Annotated in this window: 19 protein-coding genes, 2 tRNA genes and 3 rRNA genes; 4 read left to right on the top strand and 20 right to left on the bottom strand. The window is 42.5% G+C overall.

Features of this window, described 5'->3' with window-relative positions; all coding sequences use genetic code 11:
• Position 1: 1 nt before the first annotated feature.
• The 8 genes from Q6344_03380 to rlmJ form a co-directional block, all read right to left on the bottom strand.
• Positions 2 to 2,077 carry a hypothetical protein gene (locus tag Q6344_03380; protein WLG14396.1) on the bottom strand — a complete coding sequence of 692 codons (2,076 nt, stop codon included), beginning with the start codon at positions 2,075 to 2,077 and terminating at the stop codon, positions 2 to 4.
• A 188-nt stretch (positions 2,078 to 2,265) separates the two neighbouring features.
• Positions 2,266 to 2,380: ribosomal RNA gene (gene rrf / locus Q6344_03375) — 5S ribosomal RNA — on the bottom strand.
• A gap of 185 nt (positions 2,381 to 2,565) precedes the next feature.
• Positions 2,566 to 5,428: ribosomal RNA gene (locus tag Q6344_03370) — 23S ribosomal RNA — on the bottom strand.
• Between the two features lie 346 nt (positions 5,429 to 5,774).
• Positions 5,775 to 5,850, bottom strand: a tRNA-Ala gene (locus tag Q6344_03365).
• 9 nt (positions 5,851 to 5,859) lie between these two features.
• Positions 5,860 to 5,936, bottom strand: a tRNA-Ile gene (locus Q6344_03360).
• A 75-nt stretch (positions 5,937 to 6,011) separates the two neighbouring features.
• Positions 6,012 to 7,550 (bottom strand): 16S ribosomal RNA (locus tag Q6344_03355).
• Together the 16S, 23S and 5S rRNA genes with 2 tRNA genes alongside form the textbook arrangement of a ribosomal RNA operon.
• A 769-nt stretch (positions 7,551 to 8,319) precedes the next feature.
• Positions 8,320 to 9,222, bottom strand: a complete 903-nt coding sequence (gene pssA / locus Q6344_03350; protein ID WLG14395.1) for a CDP-diacylglycerol--serine O-phosphatidyltransferase — start codon at positions 9,220 to 9,222, stop codon at positions 8,320 to 8,322.
• Between the two features lie 42 nt (positions 9,223 to 9,264).
• Positions 9,265 to 10,140 carry a 23S rRNA (adenine(2030)-N(6))-methyltransferase RlmJ gene (gene rlmJ, locus Q6344_03345; GenBank protein ID WLG14394.1) on the bottom strand — a complete coding sequence of 292 codons (876 nt, stop codon included), beginning with the start codon at positions 10,138 to 10,140 and terminating at the stop codon, positions 9,265 to 9,267.
• Between the two features lie 129 nt (positions 10,141 to 10,269).
• Here rlmJ and Q6344_03340 point away from each other — a divergent pair, with 129 nt between their 5' ends.
• Both Q6344_03340 and dapE read left to right on the top strand, forming a co-directional pair.
• Positions 10,270 to 11,025 carry a 2OG-Fe(II) oxygenase gene (locus Q6344_03340; protein WLG14393.1) on the top strand — a complete coding sequence of 252 codons (756 nt, stop codon included), beginning with the start codon at positions 10,270 to 10,272 and terminating at the stop codon, positions 11,023 to 11,025.
• Positions 11,026 to 11,118: 93 nt separating this feature from the next.
• Positions 11,119 to 12,333 (top strand): succinyl-diaminopimelate desuccinylase, encoded by a 1,215-nt coding sequence (gene dapE / locus Q6344_03335; protein WLG14392.1) that lies wholly within the window; start codon positions 11,119 to 11,121, stop codon positions 12,331 to 12,333.
• An 87-nt stretch (positions 12,334 to 12,420) separates the two neighbouring features.
• Here the strand turns inward: dapE and Q6344_03330 are convergent, their stop codons facing one another.
• From Q6344_03330 to Q6344_03300, 7 genes are all read right to left on the bottom strand, one after another.
• Entirely contained in the window at positions 12,421 to 13,173 is a 753-nt protein-coding gene (locus Q6344_03330; protein ID WLG14391.1) for an IS5 family transposase, read from the bottom strand.
• Between the two features lie 110 nt (positions 13,174 to 13,283).
• Positions 13,284 to 13,784 carry a GyrI-like domain-containing protein gene (locus Q6344_03325; GenBank protein ID WLG14390.1) on the bottom strand — a complete coding sequence of 167 codons (501 nt, stop codon included), beginning with the start codon at positions 13,782 to 13,784 and terminating at the stop codon, positions 13,284 to 13,286.
• 74 nt (positions 13,785 to 13,858) lie between these two features.
• A complete protein-coding gene (iscX, locus tag Q6344_03320) occupies positions 13,859 to 14,068 on the bottom strand; it encodes a Fe-S cluster assembly protein IscX (GenBank protein WLG14389.1) in 210 nt (69 codons plus the stop codon).
• A 130-nt stretch (positions 14,069 to 14,198) separates the two neighbouring features.
• Entirely contained in the window at positions 14,199 to 14,753 is a 555-nt protein-coding gene (locus Q6344_03315; GenBank protein WLG14388.1) for an acyl-CoA thioesterase, read from the bottom strand.
• 175 nt (positions 14,754 to 14,928) lie between these two features.
• Positions 14,929 to 16,311: an NAD(P)(+) transhydrogenase (Re/Si-specific) subunit beta gene (locus tag Q6344_03310; GenBank protein WLG15132.1), complete on the bottom strand. Its 1,383-nt coding sequence runs from the start codon at positions 16,309 to 16,311 to the stop codon at positions 14,929 to 14,931.
• 14 nt (positions 16,312 to 16,325) lie between these two features.
• A complete protein-coding gene (locus tag Q6344_03305) occupies positions 16,326 to 16,658 on the bottom strand; it encodes a proton-translocating transhydrogenase family protein (GenBank protein ID WLG15131.1) in 333 nt (110 codons plus the stop codon).
• A 144-nt stretch (positions 16,659 to 16,802) separates the two neighbouring features.
• Entirely contained in the window at positions 16,803 to 17,969 is a 1,167-nt protein-coding gene (locus tag Q6344_03300) for an NAD(P) transhydrogenase subunit alpha (GenBank protein WLG14387.1), read from the bottom strand.
• A gap of 483 nt (positions 17,970 to 18,452) precedes the next feature.
• Here Q6344_03300 and yaaA point away from each other — a divergent pair, with 483 nt between their 5' ends.
• Complete coding sequence (yaaA, locus tag Q6344_03295) at positions 18,453 to 19,253, top strand: peroxide stress protein YaaA (protein ID WLG14386.1); 801 nt, start codon at positions 18,453 to 18,455, stop codon at positions 19,251 to 19,253.
• Positions 19,254 to 19,357: 104 nt separating this feature from the next.
• Here yaaA and Q6344_03290 read toward each other — a convergent pair whose 3' ends face one another.
• From Q6344_03290 to Q6344_03280, 3 genes are all read right to left on the bottom strand, one after another.
• Complete coding sequence (locus Q6344_03290; GenBank protein WLG14385.1) at positions 19,358 to 21,016, bottom strand: hypothetical protein; 1,659 nt, start codon at positions 21,014 to 21,016, stop codon at positions 19,358 to 19,360.
• A gap of 551 nt (positions 21,017 to 21,567) precedes the next feature.
• Positions 21,568 to 23,217 carry a chaperonin GroEL gene (gene groL / locus Q6344_03285; protein WLG14384.1) on the bottom strand — a complete coding sequence of 550 codons (1,650 nt, stop codon included), beginning with the start codon at positions 23,215 to 23,217 and terminating at the stop codon, positions 21,568 to 21,570.
• A gap of 105 nt (positions 23,218 to 23,322) precedes the next feature.
• Positions 23,323 to 23,613: a co-chaperone GroES gene (locus Q6344_03280; GenBank protein ID WLG14383.1), complete on the bottom strand. Its 291-nt coding sequence runs from the start codon at positions 23,611 to 23,613 to the stop codon at positions 23,323 to 23,325.
• Positions 23,614 to 24,153: 540 nt separating this feature from the next.
• On the opposite strand from Q6344_03280, the gene Q6344_03275 reads away from it, so the two are divergent.
• Positions 24,154 to 24,924: a DUF3108 domain-containing protein gene (locus Q6344_03275; GenBank protein WLG14382.1), complete on the top strand. Its 771-nt coding sequence runs from the start codon at positions 24,154 to 24,156 to the stop codon at positions 24,922 to 24,924.
• A gap of 89 nt (positions 24,925 to 25,013) precedes the next feature.
• Here Q6344_03275 and Q6344_03270 read toward each other — a convergent pair whose 3' ends face one another.
• Both Q6344_03270 and wrbA read right to left on the bottom strand, forming a co-directional pair.
• A complete protein-coding gene (locus tag Q6344_03270) occupies positions 25,014 to 25,490 on the bottom strand; it encodes a hypothetical protein (GenBank protein WLG14381.1) in 477 nt (158 codons plus the stop codon).
• Between the two features lie 62 nt (positions 25,491 to 25,552).
• Positions 25,553 to 26,170, bottom strand: coding sequence for an NAD(P)H:quinone oxidoreductase (gene wrbA / locus Q6344_03265; protein ID WLG14380.1), 618 nt, complete (start codon positions 26,168 to 26,170; stop codon positions 25,553 to 25,555).
• Between the last annotated feature and the right edge of the window lie 56 nt (positions 26,171 to 26,226).

Genomic DNA, 26,226 nt, shown 5'->3' with positions numbered 1-26,226 from the left:
TTTAAAAGGATTTTAAATCTTGTCCTTTCTCAATAGACTCCATATCTTGCATAACCACTCCTTTCGATAATTGTCCTGATTCATCAAAAAAAGGATCTATTAAGACATTAATCTCTTTTTCATTAGCCCACCTCATAAACTTGTCGAAACATTCATCTGAATCAATTATATCAAGTTTATACAAACTATAGGAAAAGCCAATAGTTACCCAGTTTTTTAGGTAAAGCTTTAATTCCATTGGACTAGAAATAAGAAACGCCGTATTATCTACTAATAAAGGGTTGCTACTTTCTTTATTCACCAAAGATATTAAAGGTGCATAAAAATTCTTTATTTTATCGTTAAGTTTCGATATACCTCGAGTATATTGAGTAACTTCAAATTTTACACATTCAATTAATTCTACGGGTTGACTAGAGCTATTTTGAATATCATTATACATTCCTTGGGTTTGACCATCTAACGAATAACAAATAGGATTACCTTTATCTTTTGAATCTTCTATCCAATTATTGAGTTGTTTACATTCGAACTTTGCTCTTTCAGCGTTATAGCGTCCAACACGCCCTCGTTCTTGAACATACTGATAATCTCCATTACTTAAAATAGCCTTAATACAAAGCTGACCGTCTTTAGTAGATCCAGAATTAGAATTCCACAATACATTTTTCACTTGTTGACTGAACTTAGAGGAACCAATCCATACGGCTTGACCCTTATCAAGGCTAAGAAACCATTTTTGGTAATCAAAATCTTGTAACTCAGGATGTTCATCAAAACCAGGGTTACTAGAAGTTCCTAGAACTCTATCAGATACCCTAAGACATCTTTTGTGAATCATACCTGTGTCAAAAGGTAATCCTACTTCTGAAACCTCAATCAACATTGAACTACTAGAAAGTCCACCTTGGCAATGAATACACTTTGAAATTTCCCTATTATTTAATACTTTTTGCCGCACTTTCTCTGAATATACAATTGCTATAGTACTCGAGTCAAAATTAATATCATCATTTAACTCTGAGATGACCATCTTCTTTTCATGAATCCATTCGTTCTCAGTGATAAATCTTACTGCTCCCGAAAGTGTTGAAAATCGTCCATACAAATTGTGCCTAGAACCATCACTCATTTCAAGTTCATGATCATAAAATTTAATTCTAAATTCACCGTTGTCATCAAACCTATACAATTCTAGTAAAGCGATGTCAAACTCAGGTAGGAAAGAATCTACTATTACCACTTCTCTTCCTGAACAAATATTGTATTTATCCGGATCAAATTCTACACTGAACAAAGTTTCGTCGTATTTATCTATTTCATTATCAAAAAGTCCATTACTAATAAAATTATTTAAAATAGAATTTATTCCATCAATATCAATTGACTGTCTATTTTTAGACCAATCTAAAGTCTTTGATATTATATGTCCCCAGAGTAGTTTAGGAGTTGTACATAATCGACTTGAAATTGAGGCCAAAAAAGATTTCTCATATATTCCATTATTTTCGATAGCTATATCAATTACATATATACGACTTATCAAATGTTGAATGACTTTAGTATCATTTAACAACTTGTTTTGTTTTAATGATGTCTTAATACAATTTAAAAAACTTTGATATGTTGATTTTTCAGATATAGATAATGGGTTGTCAGTAGAAGCTTCATTATTAAGTCTTTCTGATGTTGTAATTTTTTTTAGCTCTGAAAGTATTGTTCTGGAAGAATCACTTGATGTAACTATAGCATAACAATCATTTTTATTTTGAGAGGCATAATATTGTCTAACAAACTGATCAATAGTTTTATAAAATTCAGAATCCACTTTTTCAGAGAATGATAGTTTCCTTTTAACTTGCAGATATGTTTTAGAACTTTCGTGAGTGATAACAATATCATCAACAGCATCCTCTGTTTCAAATGCTACTTTGCATATTTTCGTTTTATCATCGCGTTCTAAAATACTAGAGCAGTCTAAATCTAATCCCATCGCTAAAACAAAAAATGCAGCGACTCGTTGTTGAAAGTCAATTCCACTATTCGTAGCTGCTCCTCCACCTGTTCTTCTTGTCATCTTCACATCCTATAGAATTAGTTTTGATCAAAGATAAATAATTTAGAAATTAATATCTATACTACCAGTTTTGATAGATCAAATTAGTAATACAATATAAATAATATTTATTATTTACTTACTATAATCATTTTAAGCAAAAAAATCCCCCGCCTAGATAACTAGTCGGGGGATAATCAGGAATAGAGAGCTGACGATGACCTACTCTCACATGGGCGAACCCACACTACCATTGGCGCAATGATGTTTCACTTCTGAGTTCGGGAAGGGATCAGGTGGTGCCATCATGCTATTGTCGTCAGCAAAGGGGGTTAGATATGAGTCTGATGTTGTTATTATTGACTTCAAATGTTACTTTTTAGTCGACCAACAGTAACCTAACTGAATCAAGGTTAAAGGTGATATCGAAATATTCTCTCGTTTCTATAAGCTTTCGCTTATACAAGATAGATTAATTAGAGCTTTCATACAAACCACTTGGGTGTTGTATGGTCAAGCCAAACGAGCAATTAGTACAGGTTAGCTACATGCATCGCTGCACTTCCACACCCTGCCTATCAACGTCGTAGTCTTCAACGGCTCTTTAGGGAAATCTAATCTTGAGGTGGGCTTCCCGCTTAGATGCTTTCAGCGGTTATCCCATCCGAACGTAGCTACCGGGCAATGCCACTGGCGTGACAACCCGAACACCAGAGGTTCGTCCACTCTGGTCCTCTCGTACTAGGAGCAGATCCTCTCAAATTTCCAACGCCCACGGTAGATAGGGACCGAACTGTCTCACGACGTTCTAAACCCAGCTCGCGTACCTCTTTAAATGGCGAACAGCCATACCCTTAGGACCTGCTTCAGCCCTAGGATGAGATGAGCCGACATCGAGGTGCCAAACACCGCCGTCGATATGAACTCTTGGGCGGTATCAGCCTGTTATCCCCAGAGTACCTTTTATCCGTTGAGCGATGGCCCTTCCATACAGAACCACCGGATCACTAAGACCTACTTTCGTACCTGCTCGACTTGTGGGTCTCGCAGTTAAGCGCGCTTTTGCCTTTATACTCTACGACCGATTTCCGACCGGTCTGAGCGCACCTTCGTACTCCTCCGTTACTCTTTAGGAGGAGACCGCCCCAGTCAAACTACCCACCATACATTGTCCTCGGTATTGTTATACCTGAGTTAGAACCCCAACATGACCAGGGTGGTATTTCAAGATTGGCTCCACCGAGACTAGCGTCTCGGCTTCAAAGCCTCCCACCTATCCTGCACAAGTCAGGTCAAAGTTCAATGTAAAGCTGTAGTAAAGGTTCACGGGGTCTTTCCGTCTAGCCGCGGGTACACAGCATCTTCACTGCGATTTCGATTTCACTGAGTCTCTGCTGGAGACAGCGCTGCCATCATTATGTCATTCGTGCAGGTCGGAACTTACCCGACAAGGAATTTCGCTACCTTAGGACCGTTATAGTTACGGCCGCCGTTTACTGGGGCTTCGATCAAGAGCTTCGCTTACGCTAACCCCATCAATTAACCTTCCAGCACCGGGCAGACATCACACCCTATACGTCCACTTTCGTGTTTGCAGAGTGCTGTGTTTTTAATAAACAGTTGCAGCAGCCTGGTATCTGCGACTGCCAACAGCTCAAGGAGCGTGTCCTATCACCATCAGCAGCGTACCTTCTCCCGAAGTTACGGTACCATTTTGCCTAGTTCCTTCAGCAGAGTTCTCTCAAGCGCCTTGGTATTCTCTACCTGATCACCTGTGTCGGTTTAGGGTACGATTCGTTTATAACTATTGCTTAGAAGCTTTTCCTGGAAGCATGGTATTTGCCACTTCACTGTACAAGTACAGCTTGCTATCAGATCTCAGCCATATAACAACCCGGATTTACCTAAGTTGTAAGCCTACATCCTTTCACCTGGACAACCAACGCCAGGCTGACATAACCTTCTCCGTCCCTCCATCGCATTATAAACAAGTATCGGAATATTAACCGATTTCCCATCGACTACGCCTTTCGGCCTCGCCTTAGGGGTCGACTCACCCAGCCCCGATTAACGTTGGACTGGAACCCTTGATCTTCCGGCGTGCGAGCTTTTCACTCGCATTATCGTTACTCACGTCAGCATTCGCTCTTGTGATACCTCCAGCATGCCTTACGACACACCTTCACAGGCTTACACAACGCTCCCCTACCACTTGAAAACAAATTCAAATCCGCAGCTTCGGCTCCTAGTTTGAGCCCCGTTACATCTTCCGCGCGGGCCGACTCGACTAGTGAGCTATTACGCTTTCTTTAAAGGATGGCTGCTTCTAAGCCAACCTCCTAGCTGTCTATGCCTTCCCACCTCGTTTCCCACTTAACTAGGAATTTGGGGCCTTAGCTGGCGGTCTGGGTTGTTTCCCTCTCCACAATGGACGTTAGCACCCACTGTGTGTCTCCCGGATATCACTCATCGGTATTCGGAGTTTGCATCGGTTTGGTAAGTCGGTATGACCCCCTAGCCGAAACAGTGCTCTACCCCCAATGGTGTTCGTCCGAGGCGCTACCTAAATAGCTTTCGGGGAGAACCAGCTATCACCGAGTTTGATTAGCCTTTCACCCCTATCCACAAGTCATCCCCTGGCTTTTCAACGACAGTGGGTTCGGTCCTCCGGTGCCTGTTACGGCACTTTCAACCTGCTCATGGATAGATCACTCGGTTTCGGGTCTATACCCTGCAACTATGGCGCCCTATTAAGACTCGGTTTCCCTACGGCTCCCCTAAACGGTTAACCTTGCTACAGAATATAAGTCGCTGACCCATTATACAAAAGGTACGCGGTCACCCTAATAAATTAAGGCTCCCACTGCTTGTACGCACACGGTTTCAGGTTCTATTTCACTCCCCTCACAGGGGTTCTTTTCGCCTTTCCCTCACGGTACTGGTTCACTATCGGTCAGTCAGGAGTATTTAGCCTTGGAGGATGGTCCCCCCATCTTCAAACAGGATTTCTCGTGCCCCGCTCTACTTAATATGTTAACGCTAATGTTTCGAATACAGGACTATCACCTACTACGGTCAGCTTTCCCACGCTGTTCTTCTACATTAGCATTAATCGGCTTCTCCCCGTTCGCTCGCCGCTACTAGGGGAATCTCATTTGATGTCTATTCCTAAGGGTACTGAGATGTTTCACTTCCCCTCGTTCGCTTCTTGTACAAGTACAAGATACCTACCTTATGGTAGGTGGGTTTCCCCATTCAGAAATCTCCGGATCACAGGATATTGCCGCCTCCCCGAAGCTTATCGCAGGCTGTCACGTCTTTCATCGCCTCTGACTGCCAAGGCATCCACCATGTGCGCTTCATTACTTGACCATACAACCCCAAGTAGTCTAACTTATAAATAAGTGTTGACTTCAAAGTGTCATAAGATCTAATTATGATAACGATATCACCTATGTTTATACGCTTGATTCAGTTCTCTTTACTTTTTTTAGTAATCAACCCCTGGGATAACAACTGATGTCGTTAAGAGGTTGATTACTAAGGTTAAGAAGTGCGCGTGAACACGCTCTTCCTAACCCAGACTCATATCTATGTTTTTAAATAGTCTCTATGCTCTCGTCGAGTCACAGATTCTGTATAAAACAGAAAGAAGTAATCAGTTAAAATCACTTGTTTCTATTTATACTATTAGCACTTAAAGCTTATTCGTCTATAGTGGTGGAGCCAAACGGAGTCGAACCGTTGACCTCCTGCGTGCAAGGCAGGCGCTCTACCAACTGAGCTATGGCCCCATTATAAAATGGTGGGTCTAAGTGGACTTGAACCACTGACCCCCGCGTTATCAACACGGTGCTCTAACCAGCTGAGCTACAGACCCAATTACGCTTGTTAAAACGTAAGCTTAAACTAAAGAACAACTTGTTGTGAATTCTTGCTGACCGAATGCCATCTATAAGGAGGTGATCCAGCCGCAGGTTCCCCTACGGCTACCTTGTTACGACTTCACCCCAGTCATCAACCACACCGTGGTGAACGCTCCCCCGAAGGTTAAGCTATCCACTTCTGGTGCAATCAACTCCCATGGTGTGACGGGCGGTGTGTACAAGGCCCGGGAACGTATTCACCGCGGCATTCTGATCCGCGATTACTAGCGATTCCTACTTCATGGAGTCGAGTTGCAGACTCCAATCTGGACTACGATAGGCTTTTTGAGATTCGCATCACATCGCTGTGTAGCTGCCCTCTGTACCTACCATTGTAGCACGTGTGTAGCCCTGGTCGTAAGGGCCATGATGACTTGACGTCGTCCCCGCCTTCCTCCAGTTTGTCACTGGCAGTATCCTTAGAGTTCCCGGCTTAACCCGCTGGTAACTAAGGACAAGGGTTGCGCTCGTTGCGGGACTTAACCCAACATCTCACGACACGAGCTGACGACAGCCATGCAGCACCTGTATTCTAATTCCCGAAGGCACTCCCGCATCTCTGCAGGATTCTAGATATGTCAAGACCAGGTAAGGTTCTTCGCGTTGCATCGAATTAAACCACATGCTCCACCGCTTGTGCGGGCCCCCGTCAATTCATTTGAGTTTTAACCTTGCGGCCGTACTCCCCAGGCGGTCTACTTATTGCGTTAGCTGCGTCACTAAGTCCTCAAGGGACCCAACGACTAGTAGACATCGTTTACGGCGTGGACTACCAGGGTATCTAATCCTGTTTGCTACCCACGCTTTCGAGCCTCAGTGTCAGTATTATGCCAGAAGGCTGCCTTCGCCATCGGTATTCCTCCAGATCTCTACGCATTTCACCGCTACACCTGGAATTCTACCTTCCTCTCACATACTCTAGCTCTACAGTTTCAGATGCAGTTCCCAGGTTAAGCCCGGGGATTTCACATCTGACTTATAGAGCCACCTACGCTCCCTTTACGCCCAGTAATTCCGATTAACGCTTGCACCCTCTGTATTACCGCGGCTGCTGGCACAGAGTTAGCCGGTGCTTATTCTGCAGCTAATGTCATCGTCCATGGGTATTAACCATGGAGTCTTCTTCACTGCTTAAAGTGCTTTACAACCAAAAGGCCTTCTTCACACACGCGGCATGGCTGGATCAGGGTTTCCCCCATTGTCCAATATTCCCCACTGCTGCCTCCCGTAGGAGTCCGGGCCGTGTCTCAGTCCCGGTGTGGCTGATCATCCTCTCAGACCAGCTACAGATCGTCGCCATGGTAGGCCTTTACCCCACCATCTAGCTAATCCGACTTAGGCTCATCTAATAGCGAGAGCAGTAAACTGCCCCCTTTCTCCCGTAGGTCGTATGCGGTATTAATACGAGTTTCCCCGTGCTATCCCCCACTACTAGGTAGATTCCTAAGTATTACTCACCCGTCCGCCGCTCGTCAGCGAGAAGCAAGCTTCTCCTGTTACCGCTCGACTTGCATGTGTTAAGCCTGCCGCCAGCGTTCAATCTGAGCCATGATCAAACTCTTCAGTTTAATCTTGCTATGAAGCTCTTTAAAGAAGCTTCTAAACTTGGCTCATCTAATCTGGCAAAATCGCTAAAAATTATGTTCGTAATGAATTAACTTTGAGTTTTTCTGCTGTCTTAAATGATAATTTTTATAGTTAGAATGAACTCCGAAAAGGAGTTAAAACCAACTTTATTTTTTAGCATTCTGAATCAGCAAAAATCCACACAAGTTGTTCTTTAGTTATGCTTTTAAATAGTGCTCAATCACTGTCGTCCAGTAACTGATATATAGGGTAATTCTATTGCTATTTAGCCTTAATCCCTTACGGGTCAAGCTATCTAGCGAGCCGACTATCTTATCATAATGATTTGATTTGTCAAGTGAATTGGGTTATTTATATGTATCTTACATATAAGCTTCCAGCTCGTCTTGATGAGGGCGTATTATAGAGGGTTTGAATCTTTAGTCAAGGGCTATTTTAGCTTAATATTGAATAATCTTGGATATTAGACTAAATTGGCAGAATGGCGACGCTACTTTTGCTTTAACTGGGTAGTAGTGTATGTTTATTTGCGCTGGGCTGAGGTAAGCTCTTAAATAAGCATGCTTATTTCATCTCAATCATGTGGGTTTCTTTAACGAGCCGTTATCAATGATCATTAGCTAAAAAATTAGTTGGTCCTTCTTTATCTTATCGTGATGAATACACTGATAGCTGGTTTGATATATAAAGCGTATAAAAAAAGGAACTTACCCTACGGTAAATTCCTTAATATGACACGAACAGTCAATTCTAAAAATTTGCTTTTGCTTTAATCGTCGTAACAATACCCGACAGTGCATAGATAATACCAATAGCTAAAATACCGACAGGTATGTCATAGAGCACAATACTCATGACCAATACACCGATTATTAGAACCACAAAAGGTACTTTCTTTTTATCAAACTCTTTAAAGCTATAGTATTTGACGTTACTAACCATCAGTAAACCACAAATCACCACCCAAGCGGCGAATAAGAACATGACCGCCGTATCGTACTGACCAATCCATTCATTATGGTCGACAGCGACCATAACCGCTGCCGTTACTAATATAGCAGCAAGTGGACTGGCCAAACCGACAAAGTATTTTTTATCAACAATACCGACCTGAACGTTAAAACGTGCCAGACGGAAGGCAGCACAGGCAGTAAAGACAAACGCACAGCCCAAGCCAATGCGACCTAACGGCTGCAACGCAAAACTATAAACTAAGATCGCTGGTGCAACACCAAAAGCCAGCATATCGGCAAGCGAATCATATTGCTCGCCAAACGGGCTTTGCGCATTAAGCATACGCGCCACTCGCCCATCAGCACCGTCGAGAATAGCGGACAAAAAGATGGCTAAAGAAGCTTTGTAGAACTCGCCTTGCGTACTGGCTAAAATCGAATAAAAGCCAGATAGCAGTGACAAGGTTGTAATTAGGTTTGGCGCTAAATAGACACCGCGACTGACTACTCGCTGCCCTTCAGCAACTTCTGCTTCAATCACTTCAAAGGTCAAGCCATCATAACTCTCATTATCCGCTAAGCGAATATTGAAATCATGCTCATCAACAAAGGGCGGCTGGGCGGCTGCGCTGTCTTGTAACAATCCATCATTTAGAGGCGGATGATTTGATTCGTCTTTAGGTGATTGCACGTTAGTCATCTCAATATCCTTATTTGCCGGCATAGTTATTCACTAACATGGTTATTCGCCGACTAGCCAGCGTACATTGGTTGCGCTATCAGGCGTTAAATCTGGCGCGTCAGCCACTTTTAATGCAGGCTGTAAGAAGCGTAATATCTCACGTGCATGATTATCAAATTGCCAAGGTGGATTGATGACCAGTAAACCTGTACCGTTAAGACCAACCGCCACATCATTTGGATAAATATTCAGCTCACAAACCAACTGGCGGCGCATTTCGGTACGCTTCAGTTTTTTGTAAAACAATTCAACGGCTTCAACGTTCTTAATAGGGAACCAAAGCGCGTAAGTGCCTTGTGGCCATTTATTATAAGCAGCAACGAGTAAATTTATAAGGCGGGTAAAATCTTTGTGCTCTTGCTCATAAGGCGGATCAAGAAAAATCAGACCGCGCTTTTCTTTTGGTGGAATAACGGCGGTAATACCTTCAAAGGCATCACGATGCTGTATACCAATGGGTAACTTGTGCAACTGATAGTTTAGCGCATCATATTCGCTAGCTTTGGCTTCAAAAGCTTCACCACGCACGCACGCATCTGGATTTTTCTCGATATGATGGGCAACCCACCAAGGAGAACCAGGGTAGACTTTATTGTCATAAGTGAAACGCGCTTGCTTAATGCCTTCCATATAATCTTTGACGGCAGCGGGTGCCTTGTCGGTATTGGCATTTAGTAACGCTTGGATACCACCTTTGGCCTCACCTGTCTTGCGCGCTTCTTCACTGCTCAGTGAATACAGTCCGCGACCACCATAAGCATCAAGCACATAAAAAGGTTTGTTTTTTTGCCCCAATTGATTAAGGAGTTGTACCAATAAAATGTGTTTAACCACATCAGCAAAGTTACCAGCGTGGTAGGCGTGTTTATAGTTCATAATCTCAAAAGTTTAAATAAGAAAAATTACATCTATGGTAGCATAGGCAGAGTAAAAGATAACGATGGTTTTGGTAAAAAGGCATTGATTGGCTATGTATTGCTAGCTAACTGACCATAGTGAGACGAAATGACAGAGATTATTAGCAATCTTGATGTGACAAAGTTGATGATTGATCATCCGATAGGAGAAGATAATCCACCATTATTATTTCCTCATAGCGACGACCCAAGCCAAAAACTGCTGACTCAGCGCGTATTACACCAGTCTGATTTTGATATTAGTTGGCAAGATAAGCTGACTGATACACAACTGGATACATTCGTTGATGATGGGTGGATCGTTATTGATGAGGTCTTTGAAACGAAAGCGCTGTTAGCCTTGCAAGCAGAGAGTGGTTTTATTGACTATCGTGATGCAGAGCTGACAGCTGGGATTCGTGTTAGTGATATTCGCGGTGATCGCATCCGCTGGATTACAGAAAATTTCTTTGCAGGTTATTATTATTTGCAAAGTATCAATGCGCTTGCCGCCTTATTTAATCGCAGTTTATTTGCCGGTATTCGCCACAGTGAAGCGCATTATGCTTGCTATCCGGTGGGTTTTGGCTACCAATGGCATAGTGACAATCCAGCTGGGCGTGATGAACGCGTTATCTCTGCGGTGTTTTATCTCAATGATGAATGGGAACCAACTGACGGCGGCGCACTAGAAATCATTGATAAACATGGCGTTCATCATAACGTCATGCCTGTCGCCAATAGATTGGTGATATTTGAAAGTGACCTAAAACATCAAGTGCAAATTGCCCAGCGGCAGCGTTATTCTATCGCCACTTGGATGCGCCGCGATGGTTTGGTGCCTTTTGTTGAAGACAATATTTAAAACGCATTAGCAAGTAACAAGCAACGACTGATTTTATCGTGGCTGCCAATTTTAAAAAATTATCATCTTAATTTATAATAAAAAGGTTTATTCATGTCGGACTTTACTAAACAAACCATCCATCAACAACAAAACCATCAGCAGCAAACGCTAGATTTAAGTATTGCGCTACTTGAACGCCCTTCAGTCACACCAGATGATGATGGCTGCCAAGATATCTTGTCAGAACGATTATCACAAGCTGGGTTTGACTGCGAATTTATGTATTTTGGCGATAGAGATCAAAGCGGCGAACATGCAGAAGTTAAAAATCTATGGGCGCGCCGTGGCACCACTGATCCAGTTATCTGTTTTGCTGGTCATACCGACGTCGTGCCAACAGGTGATGAGAACAATTGGACGTATCCGCCATTTACGCCAACCATCGCTGATGGTTATCTATGGGCTCGCGGTGCGGCTGACATGAAAACGGGGATTGCGGCTTTTACCGTCGCTGCCGAGCGTTTCGTCGCTAATTATCCTGAGCACAATGGTTCAATTGCTTTTTTAATCACCTCGGATGAAGAAGGCCCGTCTATTAATGGCACGGTCAAAGTCATTGAGACCTTAGAAGCCCGCAATGAAAAAATCACCTATTGCTTGGTTGGCGAACCATCGAGCACAGATACGCTCGGCGATATCATTAAAAACGGTCGCCGCGGCTCATTGGGTGCGGAACTTACGGTCACTGGCAAACAAGGTCATGTTGCTTACCCGCATTTAGCTTGCAACCCTATTCATGCAACGATGGCAGCTTTGGCGGAACTGACTGCCGCTACTTGGGATAATGGCAATGACTACTTCCCTGCGACTTCCCTGCAAATCTCTAATATCAATAGCGGTACAGGCGCCACCAACGTCATTCCTGAGACGTTAAGAGTTATCTTCAATTTCCGCTTTTCTACGGAAACGACTGAAGATGAGCTAAAAGCAAAAACGCATGCTATGTTTGACAAGCATTTTACTAATAGTAAGGCCAGTTATGATATCCATTGGAAATTATCTGGTCAGCCGTTTTTGACCCCTGAAGGTAAGTTGGTTTCTGCCTGTCAAAAAGCGATCAAAAAGGTAACTGATACTGACACGACACTATCTACATCAGGTGGTACTTCTGACGGACGCTTTATCGCGCCGACTGGTGCACAAGTGGTTGAGTTGGGTGTGCGTAATGCCACGATTCATCAGGTTGATGAAAAGGTAGAAGTCGATGACCTAGGTAAACTTGCGCAGATTTATGAAGGGATTTTAGAGAATTTACTGTTAGATTAATCATTCGTTGAAGTAAGCAAAAAAAGCGCCAAGTCTGATAGCAGACTTGGCGCTTTTTTATTATTTTGACTAGGGCGTGTTGAACATTCATAATTTCAGCCAGATATAGGCACAAGCGAGAGCCACTGTGTTCTCATAACTTTGTTTGAGCTTATCAAATCTAGTTGCAACCGCCCTGTAGTTTTTTAACTTAGCAAAAGCATTTTCTACTAAGTGCCGAGCCTTGTACAAGTGCCAGTCCATATGGTTATTGGTGAACTTAGTATTCTGTTTTCTAGGAATATTATTGAAGCAACCCGCTTGTTCAATATGGTCTCGCAGCGGATCAGAATCATAGCCCTTATCGGCACATAGCATGTCTGTACCACTTAAATTAATCTTATCCACTAAATCTGGTGCTACCTTTACATCGTGAGTCGTGCCATCTGATAAGATAAAAGTAATAGGATTACCGTGAGCATCAACCGCTAAATGAATCTTGGTGGCGCGTCCTGCCACACTTTTACTAATGGCTTGTTCCACCTCATTGCTACCATTACTGTGCTGATGCGCTTTAATGTGTGTGCCATCGATAAATACCCATTCACAGTCTGAGTCTTTAATTAATAAAGCGAACAGTGCAATCAGTTTATTGCTACGAAACCAGCGCTGATAAGCCTTGTAGACGGTATTAGGCTTACCAAAGTAAGGTGGCAGATCACGCCAAGGACAGCCAACACGCATACGATATAATACGCCTTCGACTGTTTGTCTAAGATTTCCTTTGTCATAGATATTAAGTTCTAGTAATATAGGTCTTAGTCTTGTCCAGTGTTGATCTTTGAGCATTGTACGAGGCATAGCAAACGAGGTCTTTTTTGTGTGAGAACTTAAAGACTAACCGTTTGCTATTTTTTTGCCATCGTTTTATTCCCAATGTTCAACACGCCCTAATTTATTCAATACTAATTTTACTCAATACCAATATAGAGATCAACTTGACCATACTCTAGATTACCACCGATATAACGCTCAAAATCGACATCAAAAGTTCGTGTATGTTCACAGCTGCGATCATTAAAATAGGTCCAAGCCTTTTCCCAAGCATTCATCACCGTGTATGGCATTCTACCCTGCTCAGAGAATACCAAATACTTTCCTGCAGGAATATCTACTGTTACTAGGTTTGCAGCCTTAGATATATTTTCACTGTCTGATGGCTCTTGCTCACTGGCTACTTTCCAACTGGCAACCACGTCAAAAGCGCCGACCAAATCATCGCTCTCATAGTTATGGTAGACACCATAAATGTCTTCGCCTTTAGGCAAATCATTGGCATGGTTTTGGTAAAACTTTTGCCATAAACGACCCAGTTTAGCCGTGTCTTCGCTAATCTCAGCGTTATTGGTCGTACGAACGCTAATACCTTTACAAGTTATTGCTTCAGGCAACTCTTTAATTTGTGACGTCATGATCTGTAAGTCCTATATATTTATTCAGTTTTCTATTTGAGATGGTATTAAAAATAGCGCTTCAGGATATAAATCTAATCTGCTTCATCAATCCAATTCATTTGAATCGCTTCCAAGATGCCTTCGTTTGATTTTTGTGGATCATCATCAAAACCTTCAAGCTCAGTCACCCAGCGATGTAAATCAGTAAAACGGATGTACTGTGGATCGGTCTCTGGAAACTTTTCATACAGCTCAATAGCGATATCTAAGCTGTCTGTCCATTTTAATTTTTGCGGGGTCATGATGGCTCCTCAACTTTTAATCATTTTTAGACACGTCATCAAATCAATGGTCAATTTGACTGGTAATTTGATTGGCAACTTAATAACCGCTATCCTACCAAAATTCGCCTGCTGATTATAGACAAGTTCGTTATGCAGCATTTGTTGTTTTACTCGTTTCAGCAGATTTAATCGCCACTTGATGCTCATTCCAAGAATCAATGACCTCATTCAACCGCTCGCCTATCATATCCAATATCTCTGGCGCGCATTTGCCTTTTTTATTGGTCAATACAAACTTAGTCATACCAACGCCCATCAGCTGGTTTTTTACAAAAAAGCGCGTTTCAAAATAAACGTATTTTTTATCCCAGCCAACAAGCGTGCTACTTACCGTCATCTTATCTAAAAATTTAATTTCTTTTAGATAAACCATCTCTTGCATGGCGATAACCCAATTCAAGGGCTTAATACCTTTTTGATGACAGTGTGCCATCAGCCAACGAGTAACGTTCAGCTCAATAAAGGACAAATAACGATAATTAGGCAGATGATTTCGAAAGCCCATATCATGCGGCAACACTCGATAATGGCGAACAGTGGGTGCAATCAAGAGCTCAATACTAAGGCGCTCGCTTACTGATTGCTGCTTAAGTTGTTGTTTTAGCAAACTGACCATAATAAAAAAACGTATCAACATATTCATAAATAACTCTCTTAACGCTTATTTTGTGTAAATTTATTGGGTATAAATTATTGTATATAATATATAAACAGTGACTGGCTATAAATGCAGCGTACCTTAACGCAAAAAAGCCACCTAAGTGACTTTTTTATTTAAAAGCGGATATTTAATTATATTTAAAAACTAACTTTAAAGATTAATGACCTGCACCATTGATACTACGTACCATCTCTTCGACCATTTTCTTGGCATCACCAAAGATCATCATGGTTTTATCCATGTAGAACAGACTATTATCAAGCCCTGCATAACCTGTATTCATTGAGCGCTTGATGACCATAACGGTTTGAGCTTTAGTGACTTCTAGAATCGGCATACCAAAGATTGGCGACGATGGATCATCTTTTGCAGAGGGGTTGACCACATCATTTGCACCGATTACCAAGACGACATCTGTACTGGCGAAGTCTGAGTTGATCTCATCCATTTCTAAAATATCATCATAAGGTACGTCCGCTTCAGCCAATAGCACGTTCATGTGACCTGGCATACGACCCGCCACTGGATGAATGGCAAAGCGTACATTCACACCTTCTTCTTTTAGCAGCTCATACAACTCTTTTACCGCGTTCTGTGCACGACCTTGCGCCATACCGTAACCCGGAACAATAACCACACTACTGGCATTGGCCATTAAGAACCCAGCATCTTCTGCTGAGCCTGCTTTATAGTTCTTTGGTGCGCCATCATCAGCGCCTGCTGCTACGGCTCCTGTACCCATACCGCCAAACAAGACGTTGAGTAATGAGCGGTTCATGGCTTTACACATGATATAAGATAAAATCGCGCCTGATGAACCGACGAGCGACCCTGCGATAATGAGCATCGAGTTGCCGAGGGTGAAACCAATACCTGCTGCCGCCCAACCTGAGAACGAGTTCAATAGTGAGACAACCACTGGCATATCACCGCCACCGATTGGCGCAATCCACATCCAACCAAATATCACGGCAATCACTGCCATCGCATAAAACGCTGGTAATGAGTCAGTGACGAAATAGACGCCACCGAAAGCAATCATCGCAATGAATAATAATGCTTGGACGGGTTTTACCCAACCCCCAACCAATGTTTTAGCCCAGCTTTTTGCGGCTAATTTACCAAAGGCAAAGACCGAGGCTGAGAAAGTAATCGCACCGATGAAACAACCGATAAATAGCTCTACACGGGCAACGGCACCATGCTGCTGTTCAGTATGCAATACGGTTGCCAGTGCAATGGCGACCGCTGCCAAACCGACGAACGAATGCATCAAGGCAACGGTTTCTGGCATTTGTGTCATCGCGACTGTTTTCGCTTTCCACATGCCGACGAGGGCACCCAAAATCATCGCACCGATAATTAACCAAAGGACAGGGCCTTCTGCTAAGAAGAATGTCGTGACGACCGCAATCGCCATCGCTACCATACCAAAGCGGTTACCACGGATAGCGGTCTTTGGGCTGGATAAACCACGTAACGTTAATACAAAGAGGATAGCGCCTACTAAATAAAACCAATCAGCATTTGCCGCAATCATTGTTGAGAAGTCGTTCATGCGTCGCCTCCAGTTTCAAGAGCGGGTGCTTTTTTCACTTTCGGTTTGAACATCGCAAGCATACGTTCGGTCACGGCAAAGCCACCGAAGATATTGATACTGGCTAAAAATACGGCAAAAGCACCAAGGATACTGGTCGGTGTAAAGATAGAACCATCAATGGTGACGGTCTGTAGCATGGCACCAACGATGACAATACTTGATAGTGCATTGGTGACGGCCATCAATGGTGTGTGCAGTGCAGGCGTTACGCCCCAAACCACGTAATATCCGACAAAAATAGCGAGTACAAATACGGTAAAAATCGCTACAAATGGTGTGCTACTCATGGCCGCAGCAGCTGGCGCTGCCGCTAAAATAGTGGCAATCATCTAATCCTCCTAAAAATTTATTCGTTACTGGCAAATGTGTGGTGACAACGTTAGTGGTGACAAAGTTGTAATGACAGGCTGTAAAAACTTAGCCCGTTAAAACTAGCGTTTGGCCAGTCGTACCTGACCCTCATGTGTCACTGCCAGTGCGCCTTGAATCTCGTCTTCCATGTCTAATTTAAGTGCCAAATTAGCTGATGCGTCACTTGCTGAAGCGTCATCGCTAGCAGGCGCAATTAAGGTCGCGATAAAGTTAACCAAATTGTTGGCATACAAATCTGAAGACTGCGCGGCGAGCATCGATGGGATGTTGGCGGCACCAACGATACGCACACCATTGTCTGTAGTGATGGTTTCGTTAGGCACACTGCCTTCGACGTTGCCACCTGTGCCAGCAGCCATATCTATCAGCACAGAACCTGCCTTCATTTTAGCAAGGGTTGCACCGTGCACCAAACGCGGTGCGTTACGACCCGGAATCTGTGCAGTAGTAATGACAATGTCCGCATTGCTCAAGGCTTTATCTACAACAGCGGCTTGATCTTTGACATATTGCTCGGATGGCGCCCACGCATAACCACCAGTAGACTTGGCAGTCTCAGCCTCCTCTGCACTCATCGGCACATCCAGCCATTTACCACCCAATGACTCTACTTGCTCACGAGCTGTCGGACGTAAATCACTCGCTTCTACCACTGCACCTAAACGCTTGGCTGTCGCAATCGCTTGCAAGCCAGCAACCCCAACGCCTAAGATGACCACTTTAGCAGGCTTAACTGTACCGGCTGAGGTCATAAACATCGGGAAAGGACGTGAGTATTCATTTGCCGCGAGCAATACTGCTTTGTAACCAGCAAGGTTGGCTTGCGATGACAAGACATCCATATTCTGTGCGCGTGACAATGTGCGAGGTAAAAGTTCCATCGCAAAGGCAGTGACACCTTTGGTCGCATAAGTGTCGAGCTGAGTATTACGATATGGGTCGAGCATGCCAATGACAATCTGACCTGACGTTAAGCCTTCAATAGCTGCAGCAGGTAAGTCATTGACGGTGGTAATAATTCGAGACTGTGTAATGACCTCGGCGCTGCTGCTGGCAATATCGGCACCTGCAGCCTGATACAACTCATCCGCATAATATGCCGCTTGACCTGCACCTGACTGAATGACGACTTCAAACCCAAGCTTACGCAATTTTTTGATTGCGTCTGGGGTTATCGCTACACGGCTCTCGCTCGCGATATCTGCACTGATTACACCGATTTTCATACCGTCTCCTTACTTACGTCTAATGACTATACTTACGTCTCACGACTACCTTTAACACCCTCAACGCACATTTAAAAAGCACAGGGGACGAAAAAATCTTTGGTCATGGTTGGTTAACACTTAAGACCAAAGACTATCAATTTAATAAATGATGACTACTTTGCCATCATGCCTTTTTATTATAGAGACATCATCTGCCAACTTTCATTGCCTAATGATGACCCACAAGTAAAATAAAAAGTTAGGCATTTACACCATCTGCATAACTTTTATTGTTATATTAAAAATTTTTCCTTTTCAATTAAACGCTAAACTTGACAAGCTATCGGCTTATATTACTCAAATATCTGTCCTTTTTAAGGGTAACGTTAAAAAACACGAAGTAACGACGGGTAGGTCAAGATACAATGCTGCATATCGTATAATAAGAAAACTTGATACATAAATAGAATACCCATTGACTCACTATAATAAGGAATGACGATGTATTTTTTACTTTCTCCTGCCAAATCTTTAAATGAGAAAGATGCGGTGCCAGTGAACTTAGACAAATATTATAGTCAGCCAGAGCTCATCGAACATGCGCAAGCATTGATGAAAAACTTAAAATCAAAAGAACCTATTGATTTACAAGAACTGATGGGCATCTCTGATGATCTGGCACAGCTCAATGCCAAGCGCAATCAAGAGTGGCGTTGGAGCAACGATAAGCCATTTACTTTAGACAATGCCAAACCTGCAGGTTATTTATTCGATGGCGATGTTTACACTGGACTTGATATGTATCATATGGATAAAGACACCGCCATTTATGTCAATAAGCATCTGGGTATCTTGTCTGGATTATATGGCGTATTGAAACCGTTCGATTTGATTCAGCCCTATCGTTTAGAGATGGGTACCAAACTGAAAAATGAACGTGGCGATAACCTTTATGAGTTTTGGGGCGAGGAAGTAACTGCCATTATTAATGCACGTATGGCAGATAGTGATGATAAGATTTTGATTAATCTGGCGTCAAATGAATATTTCAAAGTGGTAAAGAAAAAAGCGCTAAATGCGGAAGTTATCACGCCACGATTTGAAGATGAAAAGAATGGTCAATACAAAGTGATTAGCTTCTATGCCAAAAAAGCACGCGGACTGATGATGAAGTATGCTGCTGATAATAAGCTAACCAATGCTGAGCAGCTAAAGCAGTTTGATTTGGCGGGATATTATTACTGTGAAGAGGCTTCTGATGATAAAACGTGGACGTTTAGACGGGATGCAGCCAGTCAGTAGTTTTAAAAAAATATCTAATTTGTATAAATAAACCCCGATAAGCTGAGCCTATCGGGGTTTTTCGACAGAATATTATCACCAGTTGCCGTAAAGATTCTTAATGATTATACGGTAAAACGCAATTTATCTCTTGAAACATCAAGCACGACAGTTTGATCATATACGTTATAGGTATGGAGACGATCGATATCGTTTTCCCAATTGGGTTCGATATAACGCACAAAGGTTTCTTTGTAAGATGTCGGTGTCAACTCTTCTACCAGATACAAAGCCACTCTACGTCCATACCTAATAGTGCCATCTTGAGCCGTACGAAACAGCTGACCATTTTTTCGGAATAATGCACCTGCTAATCGTGATCCACGCACATCAATTTTTAAAGGCGCCGAGGGATGAATGCTCCAGTTATCTGACTCCAACTTATCAGACGTATAAATATGCAATTCTAAATCCATCGTAAGGACTGAAATTGAACCATGCGTGGTAAAAAGATACCATAAGCCATTGTGCTCAATAACGGCACTATCTGCTGCCTGAACCCCAGACACCAACTCATGAACTTTTTCCCACTTCTGCGGAAAATCCGTCGCTTTTAATAGGTTAATACAATTGGTCTTGGCGGCTTCTGGAATCATATATACAGCGTTTTCATGCTCGAATACATTAGGAAAGCTTAAATGAGAGCTAATACCTAAATCGACTGTTCCAGAATTGATAACTTGATAGTGCTCATCCAGTTCTATCCACTCTATGCGGCCGATACCTTCTTTATAATTTAAGCTCTCAAAAAATATATAACGCCTTGAATCTCGCTCAATATAAAAAGGGTCAGCCCAAAAACATCCTTTTTCAGGCAATAGCTCAGTGTATGTTTGCATCGACTGATCAATAGAACCAATCAAAATACTCCAGTTATTGTGATAAAGACTCTTATAGAAAGTCTTTATCGTATAGTTTTTAAAAAAACTCATCAAATGCCGTATGGCAGTCAGTTGTTGGGGTTCTTCATAAATTGCATCGTTAAGCATTAAATTCGTCGAATCTCCACTTTTGACGCCAATTTTATTTTTATGGAAATACCAATACAATATCGATGCTGCGACACTATTTAATTTATGCTCGGTTAAATTATAGTCCCAGTAAAATAAAGAGCCATACCCTCTCCCAACGACTTTATCACCATTAAGACGCTCATTTAACAGATGTAGCGTGACTACGCTATTCTCCCATTGTTCGGCAAACTGCCAATACAATGCTGATCCGCGTCTTTGTTTGGTTTCATCGCCGTAACGAAATAAGAGAATACCTTTTTTTGAAACACTCAGAATTCTCCCTGCTAAGGTTCGAAAACCAAATTTGACCAGATAATCTAGATTGGCGGCTTCAAGTTTCTCAATCACTGAATCCTCAATCTCATCATAAATTTTATCCTGATTTACTATTGATATTACGATGGGCATCGTACCATTAGCCACCAAGTCATGAATAGAATAACGCTTGGTATTACTCTTATTTCGAGAAAGAAAAGAAAATAACTTTTGATTAATGGAAGGAATAACTTTGGATAGACGAGACATGTGAGATGCTTGTATTTTATCCCGTTGGACAGCAATACAAACCTCAACCTTGCCTTCATCGACGAGAGATTTTAATGGTTTGAACTTATACCATGCCAATGTTTCCTCTTCTACAAGAATCCCAAGCCTAATTTTTTTCATCATCATCACCTTGAATTGCACAAGAGTTTGTGGCTGGGCAGCCATAACACATATCCAATTATCCTTTGATAAAGTATCAGTCCATTGATTACATTTATTAATTATATTTAAATAATAACATATATAGAAAAACTTTATATATTCAATACTTTTGATAATGTCAGGTCGATTTTGTTGATCTAATTGGCATTTTACTTGTTGAAATCTTTAGAAATGCATCAAAGACCATGAGTAAATAGTAGGTAGAGTGTCACCACTAAGTCTGTGAAACAGCAACACCCTCACTATGTCTGTCAATTGGAAACCTTTCCAAGCATAAAACACTTATCCAGCACTATCAAATAAATGTATATAAAACCGTGAATACCTCATATACCAATGAGTAGCGCTATAAAAATTAGGCAAAAAAAAGCCCTGCTATCTTCCGATAACAGAGCTTCTAATGATCAAATAAACTTTATGACAAAATCATACTTCTAGCGAAAAGCGATTTATGGATTGACTAAAGCAGTACGACTAGGCGACCAAGTGAAGATTGTACTAATAGTACATCGAGCGAGGTTAACAACGTCGTACAAATTTAGTCGAGGCATAAATTACATCATGCCGCCCATTCCACCCATACCGCCCATTCCACCAGCACCGCCCATGCCAGCCATACCGTCATCACCTTGTGGCAAATCAGTAATCATGACTTCGGTCGTTAGCATTAAGCCTGCAACAGATGCTGCGTTTTCTAGCGCTGAACGAGCTACTTTAGCTGGATCAAGAATACCCATCTCTAGCATATCGCCGTATTCGCTAGAAGCTGCGTTGTAACCGTAGTTACCGCTGCCACTCTTCACTTCGTTGACCACAACTGATGCTTCTTCGCCAGCGTTGGTTACGATTTGACGTAATGGTGCTTCCATTGCGCGACGTAAGATATTGATACCCGCGTTTTGGTCATCGTTATCGCCACGTAGCTCAGACAATGCATTCATTGCACGAACTAAGGCAACACCACCACCAGGTACAACGCCTTCTTCAACCGCGGCACGAGTCGCATGTAGCGCATCGTCAACACGGTCTTTCTTCTCTTTCATTTCAGTTTCAGTCGCAGCGCCAACTTTGATAACGGCAACGCCGCCAGCCAGTTTAGCCATACGCTCTTGAAGCTTTTCTTTGTCGTAGTCAGACGTTGATTCTTCAACTTGACGTTTAATAGATTCAACGCGATTTTCGATGTCAGCAGAGTTACCAGCGCCATCAACGATCACGGTGTTTTCTTTACCGACAGTAACTTTTTTAGCCGTACCCAGTTGCTCAAGAGTAGCAGTCTCTAAACTTAGACCAATCTCTTCAGAAATTACAGTACCGCCCGTTAGCGTTGCGATATCTTCAAGCATGGCTTTACGACGATCGCCGAAACCTGGTGCTTTAACCGCACAAGTTTTCAAGCCGCCACGCATGTTGTTGACAACCAATGTTGCCAATGCTTCGTTTTCTACGTCTTCAGCGATGATTAGCAATGGCTTGCTCTGCTGCATCACTTGTTCAAGTAATGGCACGATTTCACGAATATTGCTGATTTTTTTATCAACCAACAAGATATATGGGTTTTCAAACTCAGCGGTTAAGCTGTCTTGCTTATTCGCAAAGTATGGGCTGATATAACCACGGTCAAACTGCATACCTTCGACAACTTCTAAGGTATCTTCGAAGCTTGAACCTTCTTCAACAGTGATAACGCCTTGCTTACCGACTTTTTCCATCGCTTGAGCAATTAGCTCACCGATTTTGGTGTCTGAGTTGGCAGAGATAGAGCCCACTTGAGCAATCGCTTTTGAATCGTCAGCTGGTGTAGCTAGCAAATGAATTTGCTCAACAGCAGCGCGAACCGCTTTATCGATACCGCGTTTTAGATCCATTGGGTTCATGCCAGCGGCAACTGATTTCATGCCTTCTTGCAAGATAGATTGCGCCAATACAGTCGCAGTCGTCGTACCATCACCAGCGACATCATTTGTGCGGCTAGCCACTTCACGGACCAATTGAGCGCCCATGTTTTCGAATTTGTTTTCAAGCTCGATTTCTTTGGCAACCGAAACACCATCTTTAGTGATGGTAGGCGCGCCAAATGATTTATCGATAACCACGTTACGACCTTTAGGGCCCAATGTCACTCGTACTGCATTTGCTAGGATGTTTACGCCATCCATCATTTGTTTACGGGCATCAATGCCGAATTTTACGTCTTTTGCCATGTTAAATTACTCCACTATTATAAGTATGAGAATGCAATTAAATGTTTCAATAATTTTTAAATAATATTGTCAAAATGCGCTGAGTATAAAAACACTCAAAAAGGACTAGCCTTCTAACACACCCAATACATCAGATTCTTTCATAATCAATAGTTCTTCGCCGTCAACTTTTACGGTTTGACCAGCATATTGACCGAACAAGACTTTGTCGCCAGTTTTTACATCTAACGCGCGAGTTTCGCCGTTGTCACGAATCTGACCATTACCAGTTGCTAGCACTTCACCTTGTGACGGCTTTTCTTGAGCAGAACCAGGAAGCAAGATACCACCAGCCGTTTTTGTTTCTTCTTCTATGCGGCGGACAACGATGCGATCATGTAAAGGACGAATATTCATCAATATGTCTCCAATAATTTGGTTATTTGCAGTAAGGGTTTATTTGAATTAATGGTCTCAATACCAATATCTATAGGCATTACTGCTTAAAACAGTATTCTAAAGATAAGCTTTGAGCTTGTATCAAAAAGTGGGGGCAAAGTGAGTTAGCTTCAAGTGTAAAGCCCAAAAATTTACAAGAATTTTGCATATCGTGGATTATTTAGTTGGTAATGACGTTTATGAACAGTCATTTGATTGGATTGCACCGTATTAAAGGCCTTAGCACGATTTTAAAAGCAGTCATATGAGTGCTAAATTTCAACACTGATAAGTTACCGCATATCATTTACAACTGACCGATTAACTTACTCCTACTTACTCAACTCACGCAAGTGACGCCTGATGATATCGCGCTCGATGCCAGCAACCTTGGCTACAATAGCAACACCACAGGGACAGCTGGCACTCTTGAAAAGATAGCAGGACATGACCATTATAGTCCTTGAGAAAATAACAATAGTTATAAGCAATGCCATAAATAACAATTAAGGAATGTCCATGAGTTTTTTATCAAACGATCAAAAGTCATTAACAACCGATACTAATAATACTAAACGTAGCAAGTCTAAGTTTTTAACCGCCCTAACCACTGGGGCCAGTATTGCTACGATTGGAGCGATAAGTATGACTGCACCAACCCTTGCCAGCGCAAAGAATATCGAACCTTCAAGCGCCAACTACAGCTTTACGGTTGAAGACAAATATAAAGGCACGGCTACTCGCACGCTTAACAAATCAGGCAATACTTGGAAATATAATGTCAATGCTCGGGTGGCAGGTGTTGCAAGTGCTTCGCAAAACAGCACTTTTACCATCAACGGTAATAATGTCATTCCGACTCAAGCCAGCACCACTTATAAGCTATTAGGCGTTGGTCGCACGCATAAATTAGACTTCAATCCAAGCAGTAAAAAGGTGGTGAGTAACTATAAAGGCAAATCGACGACCATGAACATGGCACAACAAGCTTTTGATGATTTAAGTTTGGAAGTGCAAATTCGCCAAGATTTATTGAACGGTAAATTCTCTGGCAACTATTACATGGCGAAAAAAGACAAAATAGAGAAAACCCCTTTCAAAAAATCTGGTAACACCAAGATTACCGTTCCAGCTGGTACATTTGATACCGTACGTGTCGACCGTATCCACGATGACAATAGTCGTTCTACCAGTTTTTGGCTGGCACCAAGCTTAGATTACCTACCAGTAAAAGTTAGCCAAATTAATGATGGCAAAAAGATGGATTTAGAATTAACCAAAGTAAATTAAGCTTTTTATTAAATAAACAGAAATAGCATAAAAAAGCGGCACTCTAAATAGAGCGCCGCTTTTTTTTGTCTTAAACTTCGCTAAATCAACTAACGCGGCTGCTTAACGACGTTGTTCATTGAAGGAAGACGCTTTAGTAGAATAAATAACCAAATATTGATTGCCAGTAATAAGACAAAATCAAACAAATAAACCACTATCTCTGCCCAGCTGCTGCCGTAAACGCGGGTAAACAGAACCACACCACTCGCCCCCAAATAAACCAAGGTAAGCATACTGCCTATCAATAGCACATATGGCGAACGACCCCGTAGTATCGCGGGCGTCAAAATAAATGCTGGCACTAGCCATAATGCTTGCCAAGCGATACCGCCAATGACATCAGGACTACTGGGATTAAAAACATTGATAAAAATAGGTAGCCCAAGCAGTCTATAGACCAGCCAAATCAGCCAAGTCACCATCAAGCGCTGACGAATGGGCGTAATTGGCTTTTTAAGTTTAGCAGCTTTGGCAGATTTTTTGGCTGGTGCGCTTATCTCACTATCGGAGCGGTTTGTGACCATTAGATATATTTATTTCCTAATTAATAGCGTTATATAAGACGTTGCATGCTATAAAAATCCGCTTAGCGTGTCCAGTTAGCTTGCGCCAATGCAGTAGCACTAATAGCCAAGCGACGACCTTGGGCGATAGCCAACTCGCGCTCATCTGCTGAGATAGGTTGATCATGCAACGCCCCACTCACGTGGCTGGCACCATAAGGCGAGCCACCACGATGAGTACGATTAAGCGCAGGCTCAGCATAAGGCACACCAACAAGGATCATGCCGTGATGCATCAACGGCAACATCATGGTCAGCAATGTCGTCTCTTGACCGCCATGCATCGAGCCAGTGGCAGTAAATACAGCAGCAGGTTTGTTCTGTAAATTACCTGCCAGCCAAATAGTGACCGTATTATCCCAAAAATATTTCATGGGAGCAGCCATATTACCGAAGTGCGTCGGGCTACCAAGCGCCAAACCCATACAGTCTTTTAGATCGTCCATAGTGCAATACAAGTCACCTTCATCAGGTATTGCAGGCTTGCTCGATGTGGTCTCGGGTGCAACCGTTGGTACAGTACGGATACGGGCTGTCATACCAGCATCCTCAATACCTTGAGCGATAGCATAAGCCAATGTCTTAGTCGTACCGTAATTTGAATAATAGAGCACCAAAACATAAGGGGCGGTCTGACTCATTAGCAATACTTCCTCATAAAACCATTAATGTTATTGTTGATTCTAATCACCTACAA

Source organism: Psychrobacter cibarius (assembly GCA_030686115.1).
In the GTDB taxonomy this organism is placed as follows: Bacteria; Pseudomonadota; Gammaproteobacteria; order Pseudomonadales; family Moraxellaceae; genus Psychrobacter; species Psychrobacter cibarius_C.
The sequence above is the reverse complement of the archived record's forward strand: the minus strand, read 5'-3'. Positions and strand labels throughout refer to the sequence as shown.

Excerpts from the sequence above, each read along its gene's own strand:
- Q6344_03380 (WLG14396.1), bottom strand. The coding sequence starts at position 2,077 with ATGACAAGAAGAACAGGTGGAGGAGCAGCTACGAATAGTGGAATTGAC.
- pssA (WLG14395.1), bottom strand. The coding sequence starts at position 9,222 with ATGACTAACGTGCAATCACCTAAAGACGAATCAAATCATCCGCCTCTA.
- rlmJ (WLG14394.1), bottom strand. The coding sequence starts at position 10,140 with ATGAACTATAAACACGCCTACCACGCTGGTAACTTTGCTGATGTGGTT.
- Q6344_03340 (WLG14393.1), top strand. The coding sequence starts at position 10,270 with ATGACAGAGATTATTAGCAATCTTGATGTGACAAAGTTGATGATTGAT.
- dapE (WLG14392.1), top strand. The coding sequence starts at position 11,119 with ATGTCGGACTTTACTAAACAAACCATCCATCAACAACAAAACCATCAG.
- Q6344_03330 (WLG14391.1), bottom strand. The coding sequence starts at position 13,173 with ATGCCTCGTACAATGCTCAAAGATCAACACTGGACAAGACTAAGACCT.
- Q6344_03325 (WLG14390.1), bottom strand. The coding sequence starts at position 13,784 with ATGACGTCACAAATTAAAGAGTTGCCTGAAGCAATAACTTGTAAAGGT.
- iscX (WLG14389.1), bottom strand. The coding sequence starts at position 14,068 with ATGACCCCGCAAAAATTAAAATGGACAGACAGCTTAGATATCGCTATT.
- Q6344_03315 (WLG14388.1), bottom strand. The coding sequence starts at position 14,753 with ATGAATATGTTGATACGTTTTTTTATTATGGTCAGTTTGCTAAAACAA.
- Q6344_03310 (WLG15132.1), bottom strand. The coding sequence starts at position 16,311 with ATGATTGCGGCAAATGCTGATTGGTTTTATTTAGTAGGCGCTATCCTC.
- Q6344_03305 (WLG15131.1), bottom strand. The coding sequence starts at position 16,658 with ATGAGTAGCACACCATTTGTAGCGATTTTTACCGTATTTGTACTCGCT.
- Q6344_03300 (WLG14387.1), bottom strand. The coding sequence starts at position 17,969 with ATGAAAATCGGTGTAATCAGTGCAGATATCGCGAGCGAGAGCCGTGTA.
- yaaA (WLG14386.1), top strand. The coding sequence starts at position 18,453 with ATGTATTTTTTACTTTCTCCTGCCAAATCTTTAAATGAGAAAGATGCG.
- Q6344_03290 (WLG14385.1), bottom strand. The coding sequence starts at position 21,016 with ATGGCTGCCCAGCCACAAACTCTTGTGCAATTCAAGGTGATGATGATG.
- groL (WLG14384.1), bottom strand. The coding sequence starts at position 23,217 with ATGGCAAAAGACGTAAAATTCGGCATTGATGCCCGTAAACAAATGATG.
- Q6344_03280 (WLG14383.1), bottom strand. The coding sequence starts at position 23,613 with ATGAATATTCGTCCTTTACATGATCGCATCGTTGTCCGCCGCATAGAA.
- Q6344_03275 (WLG14382.1), top strand. The coding sequence starts at position 24,154 with ATGAGTTTTTTATCAAACGATCAAAAGTCATTAACAACCGATACTAAT.
- Q6344_03270 (WLG14381.1), bottom strand. The coding sequence starts at position 25,490 with ATGGTCACAAACCGCTCCGATAGTGAGATAAGCGCACCAGCCAAAAAA.
- wrbA (WLG14380.1), bottom strand. The coding sequence starts at position 26,170 with ATGAGTCAGACCGCCCCTTATGTTTTGGTGCTCTATTATTCAAATTAC.